The organism is Oscillibacter sp. 1-3, assembly GCF_000403435.2.
In the GTDB taxonomy this organism is placed as follows: Bacteria; Bacillota; Clostridia; order Oscillospirales; family Oscillospiraceae; genus Oscillibacter.
Genome location: NZ_KE159709.1, coordinates 89,894 through 110,410, shown reverse-complemented (window position 1 = coordinate 110,410; position 20,517 = coordinate 89,894). Strand labels below are relative to the sequence as shown.

Here is a 20,517-nt window from a genome sequence, read left to right as displayed (position 1 = left end):
AAGTCTCAGGGTTATTCTGAAAAAACGCAGGAAGATGCAAACTTCCCAGCAAATTATGCCGGTAAGCCGTTGGACTGATGTGAACATGCTCCGCTCATCGGAATCTTAGATTTTGAGACCTGCCAACCTCCTGCGCTGCGGTGTCCTCAATGGCGCCCCTGGATGGCCAGATACGCAAGAGCGCAGCAGACCAGCGTGACTGCGCTGAACACCGTGACTATCTTGGCCTCGCTCCAGCCGCACCGCTCCAGGTGGTGGTGTACCGGGGCCATCTTGAAAAACCGCTTGCCGTGTGTGGCCTTGAAATAGGCCACCTGGATGATGTCGGACAGGGTCTCGGCGATGTAGATAATACCCACCGGGATCAGAATCAGGGGCATATCCATTGCGAAGGCCAGCGCCGCCACCGCGCCGCCCAGAAAGAGGCTGCCGGTATCCCCCATGAAGGTCTTTGCGGGATGGTGGTTGTAGACGAAAAAGGCCGCCAGTCCCCCCGCCAGTGCGGAGGGAAACAGGGCCAGAGCCGTCAGGCGCCACAGCACCGCCGCCGCGGTGAAAAACACCATCACCACAAAGGTCACGCTGCACGCAAGCCCGTCGATGCCGTCGGTGAGGTTCACGGCGTTCACCGCTCCCACGATGACAAAGGCGGCGAACATCAGGTACAAAATCCAGTTGACAGCAATATTTATCTGGAGTCCCGGGATATACAGGCGGTTGGTCAGCAGGCCCTCGTAGCGCATCAGGCTGAGGAACACCACCGCCGCCAGCAGCTGCAAAATAAACTTCTGCTTTGCGGTAAGGCCCTCGTTCTGGTGCTGGCGCACCTTGCGGTAGTCGTCTACGAAGCCGATAAACCCGAAGCACAGGGCGAAGAGGTAGACATACAGATGGGCAAAGTTCCCGCCCAGCATCCGCGGCCAGCCCAGAACAAACACAATCACTCCGGTGCCGACGATGAACATGATGCCGCCCATGGTGGGCGTGCCCGCCTTAGAGGCGTGCCAGGCGGGGCCGTCGGCCCGGATCTCCTGGCCGGCCTTTAGTTTTCGCAGCTCGGGAATCAGGAACCGTCCGATCACCAGGGTCAGCAAAAAAGCAGCCCCGGCGGCAATCGGCGCCTCTGTCCATTCAGTCCAGATCCATACCATTTCTTGCTCCCTCTCGCCGGCCAGATACGCCGGCGCTTTCACACAGTTGGTTTTCCGAATTTTTCATTGTCTCCACAGAACGCCGGACCTCCGGCGGACTTTATCGCGCGGCATTCAGGTATTCCGCCACAATTTCACGCTCATCCATATGGTGCTTGACGTGGTTGATCTCCTGGTAGGTCTCATGGCCCTTGCCGCACAGAACGATCACATCACCCTTCTCCGCGTGGTCCATGGCCCAATGAATGGCCTCAATCCGGTCAGCTACCACCACATAGGGCGTGCCGCTGCCCTCCAGCCCCGGCAGGATGTCGGCGATGATGGCCTCCGGGTCCTCGGTGCGGGGGTTGTCGGTGGTGACCACCAGAAAGTCCGCGTTTTGAGCGGCAGTCCGTCCCATCTTGGGCCGCTTGGTCCGGTCCCGGTCACCGCCGCAGCCGAACACCGCCACGGTGCGGCCCTTGGCAAAGCCCCTCACCGAGGAGAGGACATTCTCCAGCCCGTCGGGACTGTGGGCGTAGTCGATTAGAACGGTGTAGTCCTTTCCCGGGGTGGGGACTACCTCCACCCGCCCCTTCACAGGAGGCACCTGGGCCAGAACTTTGGCGCTGTCCTCCAGGGAGACGCCTAAGGCCAGGGCCGCCCCCAGCACGTCCAGGGTGTTGTATACCATGAACCGCCCCGGGATGTTCACCCGCACAGGCACCCGCGTCTCCTTTGTCACCGCCGTGAAGGCCACATGGTCCGCCTCCAGGACGATGTCCTCCGCCCGCAGGTCCGCCTCCGCCGTCTCGGCGTAGGTGAGCATTTCACAGGTCGAGTCCGCCGTCAGCCGGGGCGTCCAGGGATCGTCGGCGTTGACCACGCCGGTCTCACAGTTCCGGAACAGCAGCGCCTTGGCGCCGCAGTACTCCTCCATGGTACCGTGGAAGTCCAGGTGGTCCTGGGTGAGGTTGGTAAACACGCCCACCTGATAGCGCACGCCGTACACCCGGTCCAGGGCCAGGGCATGGGAGGAGACCTCCATCACCACATGGGTGCAGCCCGCGTCCCGCATCCGGGCGAAGAGCCTTTGGAGCTCAAAGGACTCCGGCGTGGTTCGCTCCGTGGGAAGGGCCTCCTGGCCGATCATGTTCTGATTGGTGCCGATGAGGCCCGCCTTGGCCCCCGCCGCCTGCTCCAAAATGGCTTTGAGCAGGTAGGTGGAGGAGGTCTTGCCGTTGGTGCCGGTGATCCCCACCATGGTCATGTCCTCCGCGGGATGGCCGAAGAAGTTGGCCCCCACCGCCGCCAGCGCCCGGCGGGAATCCGCCACCTGGATATAGGGGACGTTCCCCTCCGGCGCCTTCTGGCACAGCACCGCCGCCGCGCCGGCCTCCATGGCCTTTTCGATGAAATCGTGCCCGTCTGCGGCGAAGCCGGTCATGGCTACAAACAATCCGCCGGGCCTCACCGCCCGGGAGTCATAGCTGACGTCCGAAATCTCCAGCTCCATGTCCGCCGTGGCGGACAGGACGGGGATTCCCTCCAAAAGTTCTTTTAACCGCATAAAACCGCGCCCCTTCCTTTGTAATCAGCGGAGAATCCGCCAACCTCCATTATAGGCGGCATAAAACGCAAAGTATACGGGAGAAAGTGTCAAAAGATATGCAAAAACTGTCCACCAGTCTCGTTCGGGTCAGTCCAGTACAGAGCTGTCTCCGAACCACACCGTCACCACGCTGCCGGCAGGCAGCTCCGTGCCCTCCGCCACGTTCTGGGACATGGCGTGGACGTTGCCGGAGCTGGTGACCGTGGTGCCCGCCATCTTCATGATGAGTCCTGCATTGGTCAGCATCCGGTTGGCCTCCGCCGCGGTCCTGCCGGAGACGTTGGGCACCGTGCAGGGGGTGTCCGGCTTCTCCTGATCCAGATAGAGGATGATGGAGGCGTCGTTGGGGACAATGACCCCTCCCACCGGGGTCTGGGCGGTGACCGTCTCGCCGCTGCCCACCGTCCGGCAGGCAAAGCCCGCGCTCTCCAGCTTGGCCTTGGCGTCCGCCGCGCTCTGGCCCACCACATTGGGCACCGGCACGTCGGCCACCAGCAGCTCCGAGGAGGAGTAGTCCGGCTCAATGCCGAGATCCGGCAGGATCTCGCCCATAATGCGGCTGGCGGTAGGGGCAACCATGTTGCCGCCGGAGACGAAGACGCCGGTGTTCCGGCTGGGGGTATCCATAGTGATGAGCATGATGTACTGGGGATCGTCCGCCGGGGCAAAGCACATGAAGGAGACCACCACGTCGCCCTTGGGGTTGCTGGAGGTCTTGGTGCCGGTCTTGTCGGCGGTGCCGGTCTTGCCGCCGATGCGGTAGCCCGTCACCTGGCCGTTCTTTCCGGTGCCCTCCGCCACTACATACTCCAGGCACTCCCGCACCAGGGCGGAGGTCTCCTCGCTGACCACCTGCCGGACAGGTACGGCGGCGCCGTGCTGCTCAATGATATTGCCGTCGCTGTCCAGCACCTGATCCACCACATAGGGGGTATACAGATAACCGCCGTTGATGCAGGCTGCCTGTGCGCGGATCAGCTCCAGGGGGGTGACGTTAAAGGTCTGGCCGAAGGCGTAGGACGCCAGGGAGACCACATTGGAGTTGAAGCTCTTCTCGTCGGCGAAGATGCCCTTACCCTCTCCCACCGCCATATCAAACCCAGTGGGGTCCATCAGGCCGAAGGAGCGGAGATAGCTGTAATACTTCTGGGTGCCCATTTTTAATCCGATGGAGATGAAGGCGGGGTTGCAGGAGTTGCCGGTGGCCACCTTCAGGGTCTGGGTTCCATGACCTGCCTTTTTGGAGCAGTAAAAGGGTTTATCCCACCCCTGAACCATGACAGAGCCGGAACAGCTGAAAGAAGAATTCATGTTCACCACGCCCTCCTCCAACGCCGCCGCCAGGGTGATGGGCTTGAAGGTAGAGCCGGGCTCGTAGGTGTCGCTGACGCAGCGGTTGCGCCACTGGAGGCCCTGTGCCCTGTCCCAGACAGCTGTAATGGCCTCGCTGTAATCCTCCGGCTTTTCGTAAGTTTCCTTTTTTTCCTCCAGCTCCTCCAGCGCCGCGTTCACGGAGGCCAGGAGCTTTTCATCCTGGATGGCGTTGTAATCGGCTGGATCGAAGTTGGGATAGGAGGCCATGGCGATGATGGCCCCGGTGTTGACCTCCATGACGATGCCGGTGCCGCCGTTTTTGGCGTCGAAGGTCTCCAGCATGCTCTCCATGTTCTTCTCCAGGGAGGCCTGGACCCGGGTGTCCAGGGTCAGCACCATGTCATAGCCGTTCTCCGGGTCGATGATGTTCTCATAGTGGAAGGGCAGATCCGTGTTGCGGGCGTTTTTGGCGGCCACGGTGTAGCCGCTGGTGCCCTCCAGCACGTCGTTGAACTTGGACTCCAGGCCGTAGGCCCCCTGGTTCTCACCGTTGACAAAGCCCACCACATTGGATGCCAAGGTGCCGTAGGGGTAGTACCGCCGGGAGTCCAGCTCCAGAAAGATCCCCTGGAGGGCCGTGGGCGCCTTGGTTGGATTGGACAGCAGGCGGGTCCTGCCCTCCTCGTTGACAAAGGTGAGCTCCCGGCCCTGATCGTCGATCTCGCCGTTCATGAAGCGGCGGACCTCGTCCGCCACACCCTGCTCCACCCGCTTGGTGATCCGCTGATACTGGCTCTCGGTCATTGCTGCCAGACGGAGGATCTCCTCTTCCTCCACACCCAGAATCCGGCTCAGGCCCCGGGCCACATAGGCCTCATCCAGCACCTGCGCGGGGACGTAGGTCCTGCCGGCCTCCTCCGCCTTCTTCCGGGCCTCCTCGTTGTCCTCCTCCTGCTTTCTGACAAAGGCCGCCAGCTCCAAAGGGGAGAGGCACACGTTCTCCGCCGTGGCGGATGTGGCCAGGGGGTGGTAGTTCCGGTCGTAGATGGTTCCCCGGGAGGCGGCCACCGTGCTCTCCCGGGTCTGCTGGCCGGCGGCCTCGTTCTGCAGCTCGTCGTGCCGCCGGATCTGCAGGTCGTACAGCTTCCAGAACAGCATGACAAAGGTGACCACGCCCAACAGCAGCATGACCAGCACCGTCCTGCTGCGTACTACCTGATTGGCCCTGCGGGCCGCGTCGCTTTTTCTCGGGGATTTGCCTGCCATGGGACCTCTCTTTCTCACGCCGCGGGGCGCGATATACCAAATTTGAGGGAGCAAGAAGACCTCTTCTCACTCCCTGCAAACCCACCGGCCATCAAGCGGCAATACGGTTTTTTGGGGGCCGGCACAGCCGCCGGCAGGCGCATTGCCCTCTGTCAGCCGATGGTTTTCCTCAAAGCATTATAGTGCTCAGCTCAGTCGAAATATTCCACCACCGCGTAGATCCCGTGGTGAAGGGATTCCCGCAGTCCCTCCAAAAGACCGGGCTCCTCCTGGTGGTAGACCACGGCGGCGTCCCCGCCGGAGCCGTCCACATAGTAGACCTGGCTGGCGCCGGGCTTCGTCATGCCCGCGGCCTCTGCCGCCGCCTTCACGGTGGCCAGGTCGTAGATCTGCTCATACTGGGTGGTGAGCACCACGTTCTCCTTCTCCAGCACCTTCAATTCACTCCGCAGCCCCACCATATCGGCGGAGAGCACCGTCAGCTGGATGTAGCTCAGCAGAAGCAGCACGACCAGCACCGCTGCCGCCGCCGCGCCCACCACGGCCAGAGGGGCCACATGCTGCGCCTCCCGCAGCTGAACCTTGGGGAGACTGTGTACCTTGGGCTTTTCCCGGGCCACCTCCCGCCGCCGGGGGGCCTCCCCGGCGTGGCGCAGTTCCCGCTCCCGGACCTCAAAGTCCAGGCTGCGGGCCAGATTGCCGTCCACGGACGCGGGACGGCCCTTGCGGTAACGCAGATCCTTTGCCGCCGAAGCCAAAGAAAATCCCCCTCTCTGCGAAATTTCGGGACAGCTTGTCCCGTCAAACATCAAATGTCAAATAGTCCACACTTCTCCGCCGCCCGGAGCTTGGCGCTCCTGGCCCGGGGATTTTCACTCAGCTCCGCCGCCCCGGGCACAATGGGCTTCCGGGTCACCAGGCGGATCTTCGGCTTTTTGCCGCACACGCACACAGGGAACTCCCGCGGGCAGGTACAGCCCCGGGCCTGCTCCCGCAGGGTCTGCTTGACAATCCGGTCCTCCAGAGAGTGGAAGGTAATCACCGCCAGCCGTCCGCCGGGGTTCAGGCTGTCCACCGCTGCCTCCAGCATGGGGGGCAGCACATCCAGCTCGCCGTTGACGGCGATGCGGACGGCCTGAAAGGTCCGCTTGGCGGGGTGCTGCTTCTCCCGCAGCGCCGCCGGGGGCATGGCGCTTCGGACGATCTCCACCAGCTCCAGCGTGGTCTCCACAGGGCTTGTCTCCCGGGCCCGGACAATGGCTCTGGCGACAGCGGGAGCGTACCGCTCCTCGCCGTACTCATACAGGATGCGCCGCAGCTCCTCCTGGCTCCAGGCATTGACCACCTCCCAGGCTGTCAGGGCCGCGGTGTCGTCCATGCGCATATCCAGCGGGGCGTCCTGCATGTAGGAAAAACCCCGAGATGCGTCGTCCAGCTGGGGCGAGGACACGCCCAGGTCAAACAGAGCCCCGTCCACGCCGGAGACTCCCGCGTCCCGCAGAATGTCCGCAAGATCGGAAAAGTTGCCGTGGACCAGCGTTACCCGGTCCCGCCAGGGGGCCAGACGCTCCTCCGCCGCCTGGATGGCGGCCGTGTCCTGGTCAATACAGATCAGTCTGCCGCCGTTGAGCCGCCGGGCAATCTCCCGGGAGTGCCCGGACCGGCCCAGGGTCCCGTCCACATACACGCCGCCGGGGCGGATGTTCAGCATCTCGATGCACTCGTCCAAAAGGACCGGCTTATGGGTATACTCCATAGGCGCTCACCCGCGGTTCCTTCGGGCGCGGGCCAGGGCGTCCATGGCGGCTGCCATATCGTCGCTCTCCAGCATCTTCCGCTCCCGCTCGGCCCAGGTCTGCTCGTCCCAGATCTCGGCAAAGGAGTTCAGTCCCACGATGGTGGCGGTCTTTTTCAGCCCCGCGTGAGCGCGGAGGCTGGCGGGAATCAGCACCCGCCCCTGCCCGTCCGGCTCGCACTGGACGGCATTGGCGTACAGCAGGGTCAGCGCCCGCATCTCGCTGTAACTGAGATCGTCCATCTCCTCGGACATCTGCTCCCACTTGGCCTGGGGATAGATGGTCAGGCAGTGCTCCGCGCCGATGGTGATATAAAAGGTGTCGCCTAGGGCCTCCCGCATGGCGGAGGGAATGACCAGGCGGCCTTTGGAGTCGATGCTGTTGTTGGATTTTCCCAGCAGTCTCGCCATGGAAGGCCGCCCCCTTTCTCCCCTCTTTTTGGGATTTCGTGGGCTTTGATGGCACTCAATACCCCTAATCACCCACTTTTCCCCACCAGTGTTTTATAGTATACGCAAAAGCCGGGGAAATTGCAAGGATTTTTTTCCGCCGGAAATTCGCAAAAAATACGCAAATTCCCACGTTTTTTGTCTAAAATTTGCATTTTCAAACGCGCGTTCGATCAGAACTCCACTGGTTGACGTAAAACAAAAAACACCCGCAAGCACAAAATCTTGTGTTTGCGGGCGCAGCTTTGTGGTCTGTGACCCAGATATAGTTTTTTCGAAAATATTACCGGAGGTTTTCCGTCATTTTTAACAAATTTATATAAGGTCTCTCTCAGCCGCTCGAAAAGCCCCGGGAATTATGGTCAACCACGGACAGGCTCAGCCGGTGGGGGCCTCCAGATCGCCTTTGCCAGCCAGCTTGTCACGCTGCTCCTGCATGGCGGCGGCGGAGGCGCTGCGGAAACGGACCCGGGACTGCTTCACCTCGTCCAAAGCGGCCTGAACGGCCTCCTCCGTGCGGGCCAGGGCGTCCTCGGCGTACTCGTTGGCCACCTGGTAGAGCTGGCGGGAACGCTCCTCCGCCCGGCCCACAATCTGCCGGGCCTTCTCCTTGGCGGCGTAGATGACCTCGCTCTCGGAGACCTTGGTCTTGGCGTCCAGCTCCGCCTGGCGCATCATGCGGTCCACGTCCCGCTTGGCCTCCTCCACAAACTTCTCACGGGCGGCCAGCAGCTCCTGCGCACGCTTGATCTCCACCGGCAGCTGGGCCCGCAGCTCCTCCAGCAAATCCAGAATCTCATCCCGGTCCACCAGACTCATATTGGGCTTCAGCGCCGGGGACTTGGCGTCCTCGATCCGCTCAAACAGCATATCGATCAGACGGTTAATATCATTGGCCATAGGTCCCTATCCTTTCTGACTTTCCATCATCTCCAGCACCATCGGCACAATGGACATGGGCAGGTATTTCTCCAGCGGCTGGCGGTAGCGGATCATCTCCCGGGCCATGGAGGAGCTGAAATGCTGGTACTCCTGCCCGGCAGGCAGCAGCATGGTCTCCAGTCCGGGACAGATCCCCTTGTTAATGAGGGCCATCTGGTACTCCGCGTCAAAATCCGTCACGTTCCGCACGCCCCGGACGATGACGCCCGCCCCGTGGGCCGCGGCGAAGTCCGCCAGCAGGCCGGGCCAAAGCTCCGCCTCCACATTGGGGAGCTCCGCTACGGCGGCGCGCACCAGCCGAAGCTTCTGCTCCGGCGTAAACATCTGGCTTCGCTTCTCCGCGTTGGGGCTGACGCAGACCACCACGCGGTCAAAACAGGCGGCGGCCCTGCAGATCACGTCCAGGTGGCCCAGCGTGATGGGGTCAAAGCTGCCTGAGCAAACGGCTGTTCTCATGGGAGTTGTTCCTCGTTCTCTTCGTTTCCGCCCCGGCGGAAGACGGTCAGGCCGATCTTCCCGTAGCGGTAGGTCCGGCGGATGCGGTAGGGCTCCTCCGGCTCCGCCATCACCCGGTCCGCCGGGTGTTCCGCCACAATTATACCATGTGGATTCAAAATGTCAAATCCTGTTAGAAGCGCCAGCGCGGGCTCCAGCAGTCCCGCCTGATAGGGCGGGTCCAGAAGCACAAGGTCGAACCGCTCCCCCGCCGTCCGCAGGTACTCCAGAGAGTCGCCCCGCACCACCCTGGCCCGGTCCTGGAGGCCGGTGAGCGTCAGATTCTCCCGCACCAGGCGCACCGCGTCCTCCCGCCGGTCCACAAAGACGGCGGAGGCCGCTCCCCGGCTGAGGCACTCAATGCCCAGCTGGCCCGTGCCGGCGAAGAGGTCCAGCACCCGCCGGCCCTCGATGTCGCACTGGAGGGCGCTGAACAGCCCCTCTTTTACCCGGTCGGTGGTTGGGCGGGTCTCCATTCCCCCCAGCTCCTTCAAACGGCGGCCCCTTGCGGAGCCGGTGATGACGCGCACGGCGCTCCCTCCTCTGTCCTCCGCCGTCGTCCGGCGGTTTTCCCCTATTCTACGGCAAATCCCACCGGTTTTCAATAGATTTTTGCGGTTCAAGCCCTCTTTTTTGGGACTTGTACTTTCCGGAGGAATCGTATATAATAGAATTCTCTTAATATGGCTCGCAGGGGCGGCTGTTTCCTCCCCTGTCAATATCAGGAAAGAAAGGACGTTCTCATGATTCAATTCAAATCTGATCAGGGTGAGATCTCCATCAGCAGCGCCGTATTCTCTAATATCACCGGCATGGCCGCCACCAACTGCTTCGGCGTCAAGGGCATGGCCTTCCGCTCCATGACCGACGGCCTGGTCCACCTGCTGCGGCGGGAGGCCATGAGCAAGGGCGTCAGCATCACCTATCACGACGACAACTCCATCTCCATCGAGCTCCACATCATCGTGGAAAACGGGGTCAACCTGCCCGCGGTGTGCCGCTCCATCATGAACGAGGTGCGCTATGTGGTGACAAAAAACACCGGCGTACCCGTCAAGGCTGTGGACGTGTGCGTGGATTCCATGACCTTGTGAGGGAGGAACGAGCCGAATGAACGAACAGATTACCGGGGCCCTCTTCAAACAGATGGTGCTCCATGGCGCCGCCGCCATCACCGCCCAGAAGCAGGCCATCAACGACCTGAACGTCTTCCCGGTGCCCGACGGGGACACCGGCACCAACATGAGCATGACCATCGGCACCGCTGTCACAGAGCTGCGGAAGGCCGCCCCTGCCACGCTGACCCAGGCCGCCGACCTCACCGCCTCCGCGCTGCTGCGGGGCGCCCGGGGCAACTCCGGCGTCATCCTCTCACTGCTGTTCCGGGGAATGAGCAAAGGCCTCAAGGGCCTGGAGACCGCCGACGCCGCCGCCTTCGCCGCCGCCATGCAGCAGGGCGTCTCCTCCGCCTACAAGGCGGTGATGAAGCCCGCCGAGGGCACGGTGCTCACCGTCTCCCGCCTTGCCGCCAAGCGGGCGGTGGAGGCCGCCGCGGAGGAGCGGGACATCGAAAAGGTGCTGGAGGAGGCCATCCGGGAGGGATATGAGACCCTGGCCCAGACCACCGACATGAATCCCGTGCTGAAAAAGGCCGGCGTGGTGGACGCCGGCGGCAAGGGATACCTGCTGATCCTGGAGGGGATGCTGGCGGAGATGCGGGGCGAGCCCATGCCCGAGACCTCGGGAGACGCTCCCCAGGAGAAGGCGGACTTCGCCGCCCTGTCCAGCGAGGACATCACCTTCACCTTTGACACGGTGTTCATCGTCCGCAAGACGGTGGAGCGGTCCCTGGACCCCCTGCGGACATATCTCGACAGCATCGGCGACAGCCTGGTCATCGGCGAGGATGACGACGCCTTCAAGGTCCACGTCCACACGGACATCCCCGGCGCCGCCCTGACGGAGGCCCAGAAGTACGGCACTCTGGAGCTCGCCAAGATCGAGAACATGCGCACCCAGGCGGAGGATCTGGCCGCCGGCCGCCATGTCCAGAGCACCGACGATCTGGACGCCGTGGAGCAGGCCCTTGAATCCGGCGCCGCCCCCGCCGGCGGCCACGTGGTGGCCCCGCCGGAGAAAAAGTACGGCTTCCTGGCGGTGTGCGCCGGAGCGGGCCTGGAGGCAGTCTTCAAGGACCTGGGTGTTGACAGCGTGGTGTCCGGCGGGCAGACCATGAATCCCTCCACCGAGGCCATTCTGGAGGGCGTGGACGCCGTCCCCGCCGAGACGGTGTTCGTCCTGCCCAACAACGGCAACATCATCATGGCCGCCCAGCAGTGCGCTGCCCTGACGGAGAAAAAAGTGGTGGTCATTCCCACCAAAACCGTGCCCCAGGGCATCACCGCCATGATGAACGCGGATTTTGAGGCCCCGGCGGCGGAGGACATCACCGCCGCCATGACCGAGAGCCTGCCCACTGTCACCACCGCCCAGATCACCTATGCCGCCCGGGACTCCGATTTTGATGGATTTGACATCAAAGAGGGCGACTACCTGGCCCTGGAGGAGGGCAGACTCTTCGGCACCGACGGGTCCCTCCCCGCTCTGCTGGAGCGGCTGGCGGGCTCCGCCAAAGAGAAGGGCTCCTCCTTCATCTCCCTGTACTTCGGCGAGGACGTGTCCCAGGAGGACGCGGAGGCCGCAGGGAAGCTCTTTGAGCAGACCTGCCCCGACGCCGAGGTGGCCGTCCTCTCCGGCGGACAGCCCGTGTATTACTATATCATCTCCATGGAGTGAGCGAACCACGCAAGAAGCGGTATGGCCCAGGCCATACCGCTTCTTTTTGTCATTCAAACTCCCCTGGAGGCGGGGTCCGCCTCTCCGGCCTCTCCCAGCCGCGCCGGTCCTTTGGGATGGTCAGGCACATGATCGCCCCCGCAATGCCCGCCGTCAGGAAGATGGGGCCGGCCACGAAACCCGGGGTTATGAAGCCCCCCGCCATCGCTAAAAAGAAGGTATACGCGCCGCCGTACAACAGCTGGATGAACGCGCCCAGCAGAACCCCCCAGTGACTGCGGCTCCACTGGGACACCAGCAGAACCAGCGCCGCCAGGGCCAGCAGGGGCAGGCCGAAGAAATCCAGGGCGAACATAATCATGGCCCCCAGGAGCCCTACGTCTGACAGCGTGTTGAACCAGTAGGCGTACCATCCCCCCAGGGTGATGAAGCCCGCCAGGGTTACAAAAATATCGATTTGGACAAACCGCTTCCAGGTTGTTTCCATGGCTTTTTTACAGCGCCGCCATCTCCGCTGACACACTCTCCTCGCAGGAGCGCATGGCCAAGATGGTCTTCTCCATCAGCTCCTCCAGGGTCCAGCCCAGCCGCTCCGCGCCGTCCTTGATGACGTCCCGGGAGCAGCCGGCGGCGAACTTCTTGTCCTTGAACTTCTTCTTGAGGGAGCTGACCTCCATGTCCTGGCAGCTCTTGCTGGGGCGCATCCGGGCCGCCGCGCCGATGAGGCCCGTCAGCTCGTCCGCCGCGAAGAGGACCTTCTCCATCTCCTCAGCAGGCTCCACATCAGAGCACAATCCGTAGCCGTGGCTGCACACGGCGTGGACCAGATCCTCGCCGCAGCCAATCTCCGCCAGCAGCTCCGGCGCCTTCCTGCAGTGCTCCTCCGGCCACTTCTCAAAGTCCACGTCGTGGAGGAGGCCCGCCGCGGCCCAGAAGTCCGCCTCCCCGCCATAGCCCAGCTCGTTTGCGTACCACCGCATGACGCCCTCCACCGTCAGGGCGTGCTGAATATGGAAGGGCTCTGTGTTGTACTTTCTCAGCAGCGCCAGGGCTGCTGCCCGGTCGGGACAGGTTTTCATCGCAATCGCTCCTTTATTGTCAGTTTTTAGACCAATAGTATAGACGGTTACATCTGGATTTTCAACCCTTTCGCAGGTAAACGGGAATTACAGCAGCACACCGCCCTCTGTGATCTTCTCCAAAAACGCCTCCAGAGAAGCGGCGGCCGTCTCGCACACCTCAAACTCCGGCTCGCCGCCGGACACCACCGCGCCGTCCGCCGCGGAGAGGGCGTAGTAGGAATAGCGCCCATCCGCCACTGACATGATAATGGGAAGATGCGCATCCCAGAAGCGCCGGATCTCCGCCTCCCAGGCCGGGTCTCCATCCGCACTCGCCAAACTGAGCAGCTCCCATTCGTCCCACCGGAACGCCGCCCCGCCCTGTCCGGCATAATCCTCCGCGCACAGGAGCCACGTCGCCTCATCGCCGTTGACGGCGGATTTTACCCCGCCAATCCACGCAAGCCACCGTTCAGCGGCGGGGTACCGCTTCCGCAGCGTCTCCGGAACACCAGGGGCCGCTCCCTCGTACCGTTCGATCTTCCAGCCTCTGCTTTGCAGACACCCAAAAAACCGCTCATCCATTGGGACCTCTCCTTTCAAGCGCTCCGCAAAAGCCCAGCGCGGCGGGTTTTACGGGGAAAATGCAAAATCAGCGGAGCGGCCCTGCCCGCAGAGCGGGGCCGGTTTATTCCGCCGCGGGGTCCGGGTCTCCGTCCAGAGTGACAAAATAGTCGTAATAGGGCAGCAGAAACTCCCATCCCTTTTTCACCCGCTCCACAACGTCCCGCCCAAAGAGCTCCTCCGTCAGCTTGTCCTCATGGATGATGGTGAAAGACTTGGCCCGGAACCAGGGCTCCAGCGCCGCCGAGGGCGCGGCGCATTTGGGCCGCTTGTAGTCCTGTGTCTCCAAAGCGAACTCCGCCTGTCCCGCCAGCTTCCTCGTCAGCTCCTCCATGGTCCTGGGGTCCCGGGTAATTCGGGCGCGGAGCTTGGCCATGGTGGCGGGCTTGGGCATCCAGTAACCCATGCCGTAGGTCCAGCCCTCCGGCATCAGCTCGAACCAGAAGGTGGGCCGGGCAGTCCACTGCTCCCCCGCCTGCTCCACTGAAAGCCACAGGCTCTCCTTATAGGGCCCCCGGCCATGGAGCCGCCGGGCATCCCGGTAGATCCGGGTCACCTTGCGGATCAATCCGCAGTCCGGACGCTTTTCCAGCATGAAGGCGTACAGCTCCTCCGCAAGGTCGCACATGGGGTGGTAGAAATGCGTCAGGTAGATCTCCTTGTGGGCCTCAAACCACGTCCGCTCGTTGTTGAAGCGGATGCCCCACATGAAGTCCACGGTCTCGTCTGTAAATCCGGTAAACATAGTGCGCTCCCCATCCTCTTTTTCTGCCGATTATAGCAGAAAGGAGAAGCGGGGTCAATGACCCCGCTTCCTTTTTTACCCCTGGATGGCCCGCTCCAGCATGGCCATCAGCTCCTCGGCATGGCGGTACTCGTCGGCGCTGAGCTCGTTTAAGAGCTTGCTGAGGCACGGGTCCGTGGTGCCGTCCGCGGAGCGGGCGTAGTTCAGCCCGTTGCAGGCCTCCATGTGATACCGCTCCCGCAGCGCCGGACACCAGCGCCCGATCGTGATGGAACCGCTGGCAATGGCGGGCCGGTAGCACTGGCCGGTGATCAGATAGTAGGCTGCCATGAGCCGCCGGGCGTGAGCACCCTCGTCTGCGGCAATATCCCGCAGCCGCTGCCGGGCCCAGGAGGGCGCCTGGCGGCTCATGGCCAGGAAGTACCGCCGGTCCGCCAGCTCCTCCTCAATATATCCGGTGAGCACCTCCAGCATCTCAGATGCCGCGCTGCCCATGCAGCAAGGGTCCTGGGCGGCCCCGGGCAGCTGACTCTCCTGCCGGGCCATGGATGCCGCGGACGCCGCCTGCGGCGGGGGCGCTGGCATGGCCGCCGCCGTACTCACACCGGGATAGGGCTCCAGATCCGGGGCCACCCGCTGCCAGACCCGGTCGTACCGCCGGAAGTCGTATACCTCGGGGCTATGTAAATTCTCTGCCATAAAAGCCACTCCTTTGCTCTTCGTTTGCGTCCCATCCTATGCGGCAGCGGACTTTTTTGTTCATTGTTGCATTTATCACAGGTAAATTTCTGTCAAATGGGGTAAACTATCCTCGAAAAGCACGGCGCTCTCCCGCAAATACCCATCATATAGATATGTTGTCTTTTCCTGGCATATCTGGTAAAATGGATATGTTTTGAGATCCGGGCCCTGTCTGAAAAATGGCAGGCCGGGTCGGCGCATCCGCCGGTCCGGCGTTCTGCTTCGCGTCAGATCAGCCCTGTACTGAGGAGGTTCCAAATATGCTGGAACTCAAGTCCATCAGCTATTCCGTCCGGGAGGGAGACGGAGAGCTGGGCATTTTGAACAACATCTCCCTCACCATTCCGGACCACCGCCTGGTGGTATTCACCGGCCCCAACGGCGGCGGCAAGACCACCCTGGCCAAGATCATCATGGGCCTGGTGACGCCCACCTCCGGCCAGATCCTCTGGAACGGGCAGGACATCACGTCCCTTGGCATTACGGAGCGGGCCCGCCTGGGCATCAGCTACGGCTTCCAGCAGCCCCCCCGCTTCAAGGGGCTGACGGTGCGGGACCTTCTGACCCTGGCCCACGGGGAGGAAAAGCTCTCCAAGGACAAGTGCTGCCAGTATCTCACCAAGGTGGGCCTGTGCGCCAACGACTACCTGGACCGGGAGGTGGACGTGTCCCTTTCCGGCGGCGAGGTCAAGCGCATTGAGATCGCCTCCGTCCTGGCCCGGAACGCCCAGCTGATGATCTTTGACGAGCCGGAGGCCGGCATCGACCTGTGGAGCTTCGCCCGGCTGACGGAGACCTTCGAACAGATTCACGCCGCAGGCAGCGGCACCATGATTATCATCTCCCACCAGGAGCGTATTATCTCCCTGGCGGACGAAGTCATCGTGGTGGGAGACGGCACCATCCGCCACCGGGGCACGGCTTCTGAGATTCTGCCTCAAATTCTGGCGGACACCCTGGGCGGCTGCCCTGTACTGACAAAGGAGGCGAACGCGCTATGATGGACACTGAGCTCGACCGTGAGCTGCTGGAGAAGATCGCGGACCTCACCGGCAAGCCCGTGGGGGCCTTCAACATCCGCAAGGACAGCGGCTGCGACGGCCGCCAGTCCACGGAGCACATTGAGATTACCTCCAAAACCGACGGCAAGAGCGGCATTGACATCCGCGTCAAGGACGGCACTGTGGGCGAGACCTGCCACATCCCCGTTCTCATCACCAAGTCCGGTGTGGAGGAGCTGGTCTACAACGATTTCTACATCGGGGAGAACTGCGATGTGGACATTGTGGCCGGCTGCGGCATCCACAACTGCGGCGACCAGACCAGCCGCCACGACGGCGTTCATACCTTCCACGTGGGCAAAAACTCCAAAGTGAAGTACACGGAGAAGCACTACGGCGACGGGAACGGCAAGGGCGGCCGGATCATGAATCCGGAGACGGTGGTCAACCTGGAGGAGGGGGCCTCCATCCAGATGGAGACCGTGCAGATCCGAGGCATCGACTCCACCAAGCGCAGCACGAAGATCGTCTGCGGCAAGGGGGCGGAGGCCATCGTCACCGAACGGCTTCTGACCCATGGGGATCAAATTGCGGAGAGCGACATGGAGATCGTTTTGGACGGCGAGGACTCCAAGGGGCGGGTGATCTCCCGCTCCGTGGCCCAGGACCAGTCCAGCCAGGTGTTCTATCCCCGAATGGTGGGCAACGCCCAGTGCTTCGGCCACGTCCAGTGCGACTCCATCATCATGGGGGACGCCAAGATCAAGTCCATCCCCGCCATTACCGCCAACTGCACCGAGGCTCAGCTGGTCCACGAGGCCGCCATCGGCAAAATCGCCGGGGACCAGCTCTTAAAGCTGGAGACCCTGGGCCTCACCGAGGAGGAGGCCGAGGACTGCATCCTCAAGGGCTTCCTGGCCTGATACTTTATCTTGAAAGGAAAGTATGCAAAACAACTTTCACACGCTGCGCGGCCGGTCAATCAGAAAAGTCCCTGCGGCGGCAACGGGGGAACCGCGTCATTGGAAGAATAAAATTCGGGAGGGAACCGCTTTGGTTCCCTCCCGTTCCTTTTCTCTATTCCACAGGGAATTCGGGGCTTCCCGCCGCGCCGGCGGCGATGGAGTACCTGGGGAATACCAGTACCGGCACGCCGTCCTCCCGGATATAGAAGGCGGTGCTCTCGTCCACCGTGGCAAAGCCGCCCTCCTCCGGCGGGAAGAAGAAGGTGAAGCCCTCCTCGTCCACGCTGGCGGCAATCCCGGCCCGGACAGCCTCGTTGCACTGCTCCACCCAATTCTCCCCCAGCAGCTCCGCCAGTGTGATGTCCCGGTCCTCCGCCAGGTCCAGGTTGTAGCAGTAGGTCTCCTCCATGGAGGCCACCCAGCCCTCGCCAAAGGTCACCACAAAGGAGAGGCGGGCGTCCGTTTGGCTCTTGACCTCGTAGTCCACGATGACGTCCATGGTCCGCTCACCCCACTCCTCCTCCGTGCCGCCGGTGGCGAAAAAGGCCTCCTTGTAGTCCTCCCAGTCCTGTTGGGCCTTGGCCAGGTGGGCGTTCACCTTCTCCTGGATCACATCGTTGACACGCTGGGCAAGCTCGCCCTCCGCCTCCACGCCGGGGACGCTGATGTCATAGTTGATGCCGTCCTCCTCCCCGTGGAAGTCCCGCACGGTGAGCACCCGGAAGAGACCGCCCAGCACCGGCACCTCCGCCGCTGCGGCCGCCACGGTGGGCGACAGGTTCAGCGCCCCTGCCAGCACCACAAGGCAGGCGGCAGTCCCTGCGGCGTACTTCCTCCACCGCCGGCGGCGGTAGTTGGCCTTCCCCTGGCGGATGCCCGCCCGGACCCGGTCCTCCAGCTCCTGTGGAATGGGGGTGGCCTCATAGTCCTCTCTGGCTTTTTTGAATTCGTTCATTCCAATGTCACTCCTTCCAGTGATACCCGCAGTTTTTTCAGTCCCGCGTACAGGCGGCTCTTGACGGTGTTCAGGTTCCAGCCGGTGACCTCGCTGATCTCCCGGAGGGTCATATCCTCATAGAACCGCAGCTTTACCACGGTCTGCGCCTCCGGGGGCAGGCCGTTCACCCGGTCGGCCAGGGCGCCGTCCTCCGGCAGCGGGTCCTCATAGCTGCCGGCGTCCAGGGCCTCCGGCGGCACGAAAGTCACCCGCCTCCTCTGCCGCAGCAGATCCATGCACGTGTTCACCAGGATGCGGGTAAACCAGGTCCCCAGGGCCGCCTCATCCCGCAGGCTGTCCCGCCGTTCCAGGCAGCGGCAGACGGCAGTCTGCACCGCGTCCAGGGCCTCCTCCCGGTCCCGGAGGTAGCTGTACGCCAGACGGTAAAACCGCTCCTGCCCGCCGATGAGGTAGGATTCCAGCAGCTCCTCCTTCAAAGACGCCATGCACACACCTCCCTTCTGTGTCGTTCTGTATTATAGACGATGACGGGGCGGAAAAAGTTTGAAAAGATAAAAAATTCCGGTGAAGAATTTTCACCGGAATTTTTTCTGTCACGGAAATGCATTCGGACCCGTGTGCCCAGCAGCTCTCAGTCGTACCGCAAGGCGTCAATGGGGTTGAGCTTGGCGGCCTTGTTGGCGGGGAGGTAGCCGAAGAGGACGCCGATCCCCACGGACACGCCGAAGGACACGGCGATGGCGCTGAAGGTGGGAACCGCGTTGAAGGTGATACCGCTGACCCCCATGGACTTCACCAACATCCCGCCCATAATGGCGCCGATGCCCGTGGCCATCAAAAACCCGAAGCCGATGCCCAGCAGCCCGCCGATGGCGGAGGTGGTGCCGGCCTCGATGACAAACTGCCGCCGGATGTCCCGCCGCTTGGCCCCCAGGGACTTGCGGATGCCGATCTCCCTCGTGCGCTCGGTGACGGAGACCAGCATGATGTTCATGATGCCGATGCCGCCCACCAGCAGGGAGATGGCCGCGATGGCCACCAGCACCGCCATGGCCACGCCCATCATGCCGTTAATCATGGCCACCTGTTCCGCCATGGTCTGGATGTAGAAGGTCTGCCCGTTGTCGCTGTACTGCTCGCCGTAGAAGTCCAGCATCAGCTCCGTCAGCAGCTCCTTGGCGAGGCCGGAGGTCTCCCGGGAGGTGCAGGTGAGCTGGAAGAGCTGGACCTGCCGGGTGCCGGAGAGCTGGAGGGCGTTTTCATAGGGGATGTACACCATATCGTCGCCGCCGCCCTCCTCCATGACCTCGCTGCCCTGCTTCATCACGCCGATGACGGTGTAGGGAACGCCGCCCACGATGAGCCCCTGTCCCAAGGCGTCGCCGCCGAAGGCGTTCTCCTCCAGATACGCGCCGATAACACAGACATTGCTCCGCTGGAGCACGTCCACATAGCTCAGGAAACGGCCCTTTGCCAATTGGTCCCCGTCCAGGGTGGCGGACAGCTCCGGGTTGTAGAAGACCTCGCTGACGCCGTAGATGCCGGTCTTCTCGTACTTCTCGCTTCCCTTCCGGGTGCCGGTGCCGGCGCTGACCCAGGGGGTAACGCCCGCAAACACGTCCGGCCGCTCCTCCACCAGGTCGTAGATTTCCTGGGCGTCCAGGGCCAGTGCGCCGCCGCCGAAGCCCCAGTTGTAGGCGTAGATCTGGTTGATGCCCACCTTCTCCACCTGCTGTTCCACCATACCGGTGAGGCCGTTGCCCAGGGAGATGATGACAATCACCGCCGCCACGCCGATGATGATGCCCAGCATGGTGAGAATGGCCCGGGCCTTGCTGGTCCGCAGGGACTTGATGGCCAGCTTGAAGGACTGGGTAAAGCTCATGCCCCCACCTCCTCGTTTCCGGCGTCCTCCGGCCGCACCACGGCCTTGGGGTCGCTGGCGTCGCCGTCGTAGATGACCCGCCCGTCCTGGAGGCGGACGATGCGCTTGGCCTTCACCGCGATGGAGTTGTCGTGGGTAATGAGGACCACCGTGTCCCCCTCCTCGTTGAGCTTCTGGAGGAAGCCCAGCACCTCCCGGCCCGTGCGGGAATCCAGGGCGCCGGTGGGCTCGTCGGCCAGGATGACAGAGGGGTCCCCCGCCAGGGCCCGAGCGATGGACACCCGCTGCTGCTGGCCGCCGGAGAGCTGGCTGGGCAGGTTCTTCCGCTTCTCGGCAAGACCCACCCGCCCCAGGGACCGGACCGCCCGCTCCCGGCGCTCCTCGGCGGAGACGCCGGCGTACAGCAGGGGCAGCTCCACGTTCTCCTGCACGGTCAGCTTTGGAATCAGGTTGTACTGCTGGAAGATAAAGCCCAGCATTTTGTTCCGGATCTCCGCCTGCTGGTCGTCGTCCATGGTGGAGACATCGGTGCCGCCCAAGTGGTAGGTACCGGAGGTGGGTACGTCCAGACAGCCGATGATATTCATGGCCGTGGACTTGCCGGAGCCGGACTGGCCCACGATGGCCACGAACTCCCCGGGATCGATGGTGATGTTCACCCCGTCCAGGGCGTGGACCTCCTCGGAGCCCATCTGATAAATCTTATAGACATTTTTCAGCTCAATGAGATGCTCCAC

At 62.8% G+C, this 20,517-nt stretch carries 22 protein-coding genes; 4 read left to right on the top strand and 18 right to left on the bottom strand.

Going from position 1 to position 20,517, the window contains the following annotated elements; genetic code table 11:
- Window positions 1–146: 146 nt before the first annotated feature.
- The 9 genes from mraY to rsmD all read right to left on the bottom strand — a co-directional run bounded on the left by mraY (window position 147) and on the right by rsmD (window position 9,534).
- The gene (gene mraY, locus C816_RS13145; RefSeq protein ID WP_016322884.1) at window positions 147–1,151 is read right to left on the bottom strand and encodes a phospho-N-acetylmuramoyl-pentapeptide-transferase; all 1,005 of its coding nucleotides are present in this window, start codon (window positions 1,149–1,151) and stop codon (window positions 147–149) included.
- A 100-nt stretch (window positions 1,152–1,251) separates the two neighbouring features.
- Entirely contained in the window at window positions 1,252–2,700 is a 1,449-nt protein-coding gene (locus C816_RS13140) for a UDP-N-acetylmuramoyl-L-alanyl-D-glutamate--2,6-diaminopimelate ligase (protein ID WP_016322883.1), read from the bottom strand.
- Window positions 2,701–2,829: 129 nt separating this feature from the next.
- Window positions 2,830–5,322, bottom strand: a complete 2,493-nt coding sequence (locus C816_RS13135; protein ID WP_016322882.1) for a penicillin-binding transpeptidase domain-containing protein — start codon at window positions 5,320–5,322, stop codon at window positions 2,830–2,832.
- Window positions 5,323–5,513: 191 nt separating this feature from the next.
- Entirely contained in the window at window positions 5,514–6,080 is a 567-nt protein-coding gene (locus C816_RS13130; RefSeq protein WP_016322881.1) for a hypothetical protein, read from the bottom strand.
- Between the two features lie 50 nt (window positions 6,081–6,130).
- Complete coding sequence (gene rsmH, locus C816_RS13125) at window positions 6,131–7,078, bottom strand: 16S rRNA (cytosine(1402)-N(4))-methyltransferase RsmH (protein ID WP_016322880.1); 948 nt, start codon at window positions 7,076–7,078, stop codon at window positions 6,131–6,133.
- 6 nt (window positions 7,079–7,084) lie between these two features.
- Window positions 7,085–7,528, bottom strand: a complete 444-nt coding sequence (gene mraZ / locus C816_RS13120) for a division/cell wall cluster transcriptional repressor MraZ (protein WP_016322879.1) — start codon at window positions 7,526–7,528, stop codon at window positions 7,085–7,087.
- 417 nt (window positions 7,529–7,945) lie between these two features.
- A complete protein-coding gene (locus C816_RS13115; protein WP_016322878.1) occupies window positions 7,946–8,467 on the bottom strand; it encodes a hypothetical protein in 522 nt (173 codons plus the stop codon).
- Window positions 8,468–8,473: 6 nt separating this feature from the next.
- Complete coding sequence (coaD, locus tag C816_RS13110; protein WP_016322877.1) at window positions 8,474–8,965, bottom strand: pantetheine-phosphate adenylyltransferase; 492 nt, start codon at window positions 8,963–8,965, stop codon at window positions 8,474–8,476.
- A complete protein-coding gene (rsmD, locus tag C816_RS13105) occupies window positions 8,962–9,534 on the bottom strand; it encodes a 16S rRNA (guanine(966)-N(2))-methyltransferase RsmD (RefSeq protein WP_016322876.1) in 573 nt (190 codons plus the stop codon). The genes coaD and rsmD overlap by 4 nt, the downstream gene beginning before the upstream one ends.
- Before the next feature lie 213 nt (window positions 9,535–9,747).
- Between rsmD and C816_RS13100 the strand changes: the two genes are divergently transcribed.
- Both C816_RS13100 and C816_RS13095 read left to right on the top strand, forming a co-directional pair.
- Window positions 9,748–10,098: an Asp23/Gls24 family envelope stress response protein gene (locus C816_RS13100; RefSeq protein WP_016322875.1), complete on the top strand. Its 351-nt coding sequence runs from the start codon at window positions 9,748–9,750 to the stop codon at window positions 10,096–10,098.
- 16 nt (window positions 10,099–10,114) lie between these two features.
- Complete coding sequence (locus tag C816_RS13095) at window positions 10,115–11,800, top strand: DAK2 domain-containing protein (protein WP_016322874.1); 1,686 nt, start codon at window positions 10,115–10,117, stop codon at window positions 11,798–11,800.
- Between the two features lie 49 nt (window positions 11,801–11,849).
- Here the strand turns inward: C816_RS13095 and C816_RS13090 are convergent, their stop codons facing one another.
- The 5 genes from C816_RS13090 to C816_RS13070 form a co-directional block, all read right to left on the bottom strand.
- Window positions 11,850–12,287: a hypothetical protein gene (locus tag C816_RS13090; protein ID WP_016322873.1), complete on the bottom strand. Its 438-nt coding sequence runs from the start codon at window positions 12,285–12,287 to the stop codon at window positions 11,850–11,852.
- Between the two features lie 7 nt (window positions 12,288–12,294).
- A complete protein-coding gene (locus C816_RS13085; RefSeq protein ID WP_016322872.1) occupies window positions 12,295–12,879 on the bottom strand; it encodes a hypothetical protein in 585 nt (194 codons plus the stop codon).
- 87 nt (window positions 12,880–12,966) lie between these two features.
- Window positions 12,967–13,446, bottom strand: a complete 480-nt coding sequence (locus tag C816_RS13080; RefSeq protein WP_016322871.1) for a hypothetical protein — start codon at window positions 13,444–13,446, stop codon at window positions 12,967–12,969.
- A gap of 103 nt (window positions 13,447–13,549) precedes the next feature.
- Complete coding sequence (locus C816_RS13075) at window positions 13,550–14,230, bottom strand: DUF2461 domain-containing protein (protein ID WP_016322870.1); 681 nt, start codon at window positions 14,228–14,230, stop codon at window positions 13,550–13,552.
- A gap of 75 nt (window positions 14,231–14,305) precedes the next feature.
- A complete protein-coding gene (locus C816_RS13070) occupies window positions 14,306–14,929 on the bottom strand; it encodes a ferritin-like domain-containing protein (RefSeq protein WP_016322869.1) in 624 nt (207 codons plus the stop codon).
- Between the two features lie 302 nt (window positions 14,930–15,231).
- Here C816_RS13070 and C816_RS13065 point away from each other — a divergent pair, with 302 nt between their 5' ends.
- Together C816_RS13065 and C816_RS13060 are read left to right on the top strand one after the other, a co-directional pair.
- Window positions 15,232–15,972 (top strand): ABC transporter ATP-binding protein, encoded by a 741-nt coding sequence (locus C816_RS13065; protein ID WP_016322868.1) that lies wholly within the window; start codon window positions 15,232–15,234, stop codon window positions 15,970–15,972.
- Window positions 15,969–16,895, top strand: a complete 927-nt coding sequence (locus tag C816_RS13060; protein WP_016322867.1) for a SufB/SufD family protein — start codon at window positions 15,969–15,971, stop codon at window positions 16,893–16,895. Before C816_RS13065 ends, C816_RS13060 begins: the two co-directional genes overlap by 4 nt.
- A 154-nt stretch (window positions 16,896–17,049) precedes the next feature.
- On the opposite strand, the gene C816_RS13055 is transcribed toward C816_RS13060, so the two are convergent.
- The 4 genes from C816_RS13055 to C816_RS13040 all read right to left on the bottom strand — a co-directional run bounded on the left by C816_RS13055 (window position 17,050) and on the right by C816_RS13040 (window position 20,517).
- A complete protein-coding gene (locus tag C816_RS13055) occupies window positions 17,050–17,892 on the bottom strand; it encodes an anti-sigma-V factor rsiV (RefSeq protein ID WP_016322866.1) in 843 nt (280 codons plus the stop codon).
- Entirely contained in the window at window positions 17,889–18,380 is a 492-nt protein-coding gene (locus tag C816_RS13050) for an RNA polymerase sigma factor (protein WP_016322865.1), read from the bottom strand. The genes C816_RS13055 and C816_RS13050 overlap by 4 nt, the downstream gene beginning before the upstream one ends.
- 146 nt (window positions 18,381–18,526) lie before the next feature.
- Window positions 18,527–19,780: an ABC transporter permease gene (locus C816_RS13045; RefSeq protein WP_016322864.1), complete on the bottom strand. Its 1,254-nt coding sequence runs from the start codon at window positions 19,778–19,780 to the stop codon at window positions 18,527–18,529.
- Entirely contained in the window at window positions 19,777–20,517 is a 741-nt protein-coding gene (locus tag C816_RS13040; RefSeq protein WP_016322863.1) for an ABC transporter ATP-binding protein, read from the bottom strand. The genes C816_RS13045 and C816_RS13040 overlap by 4 nt, the downstream gene beginning before the upstream one ends.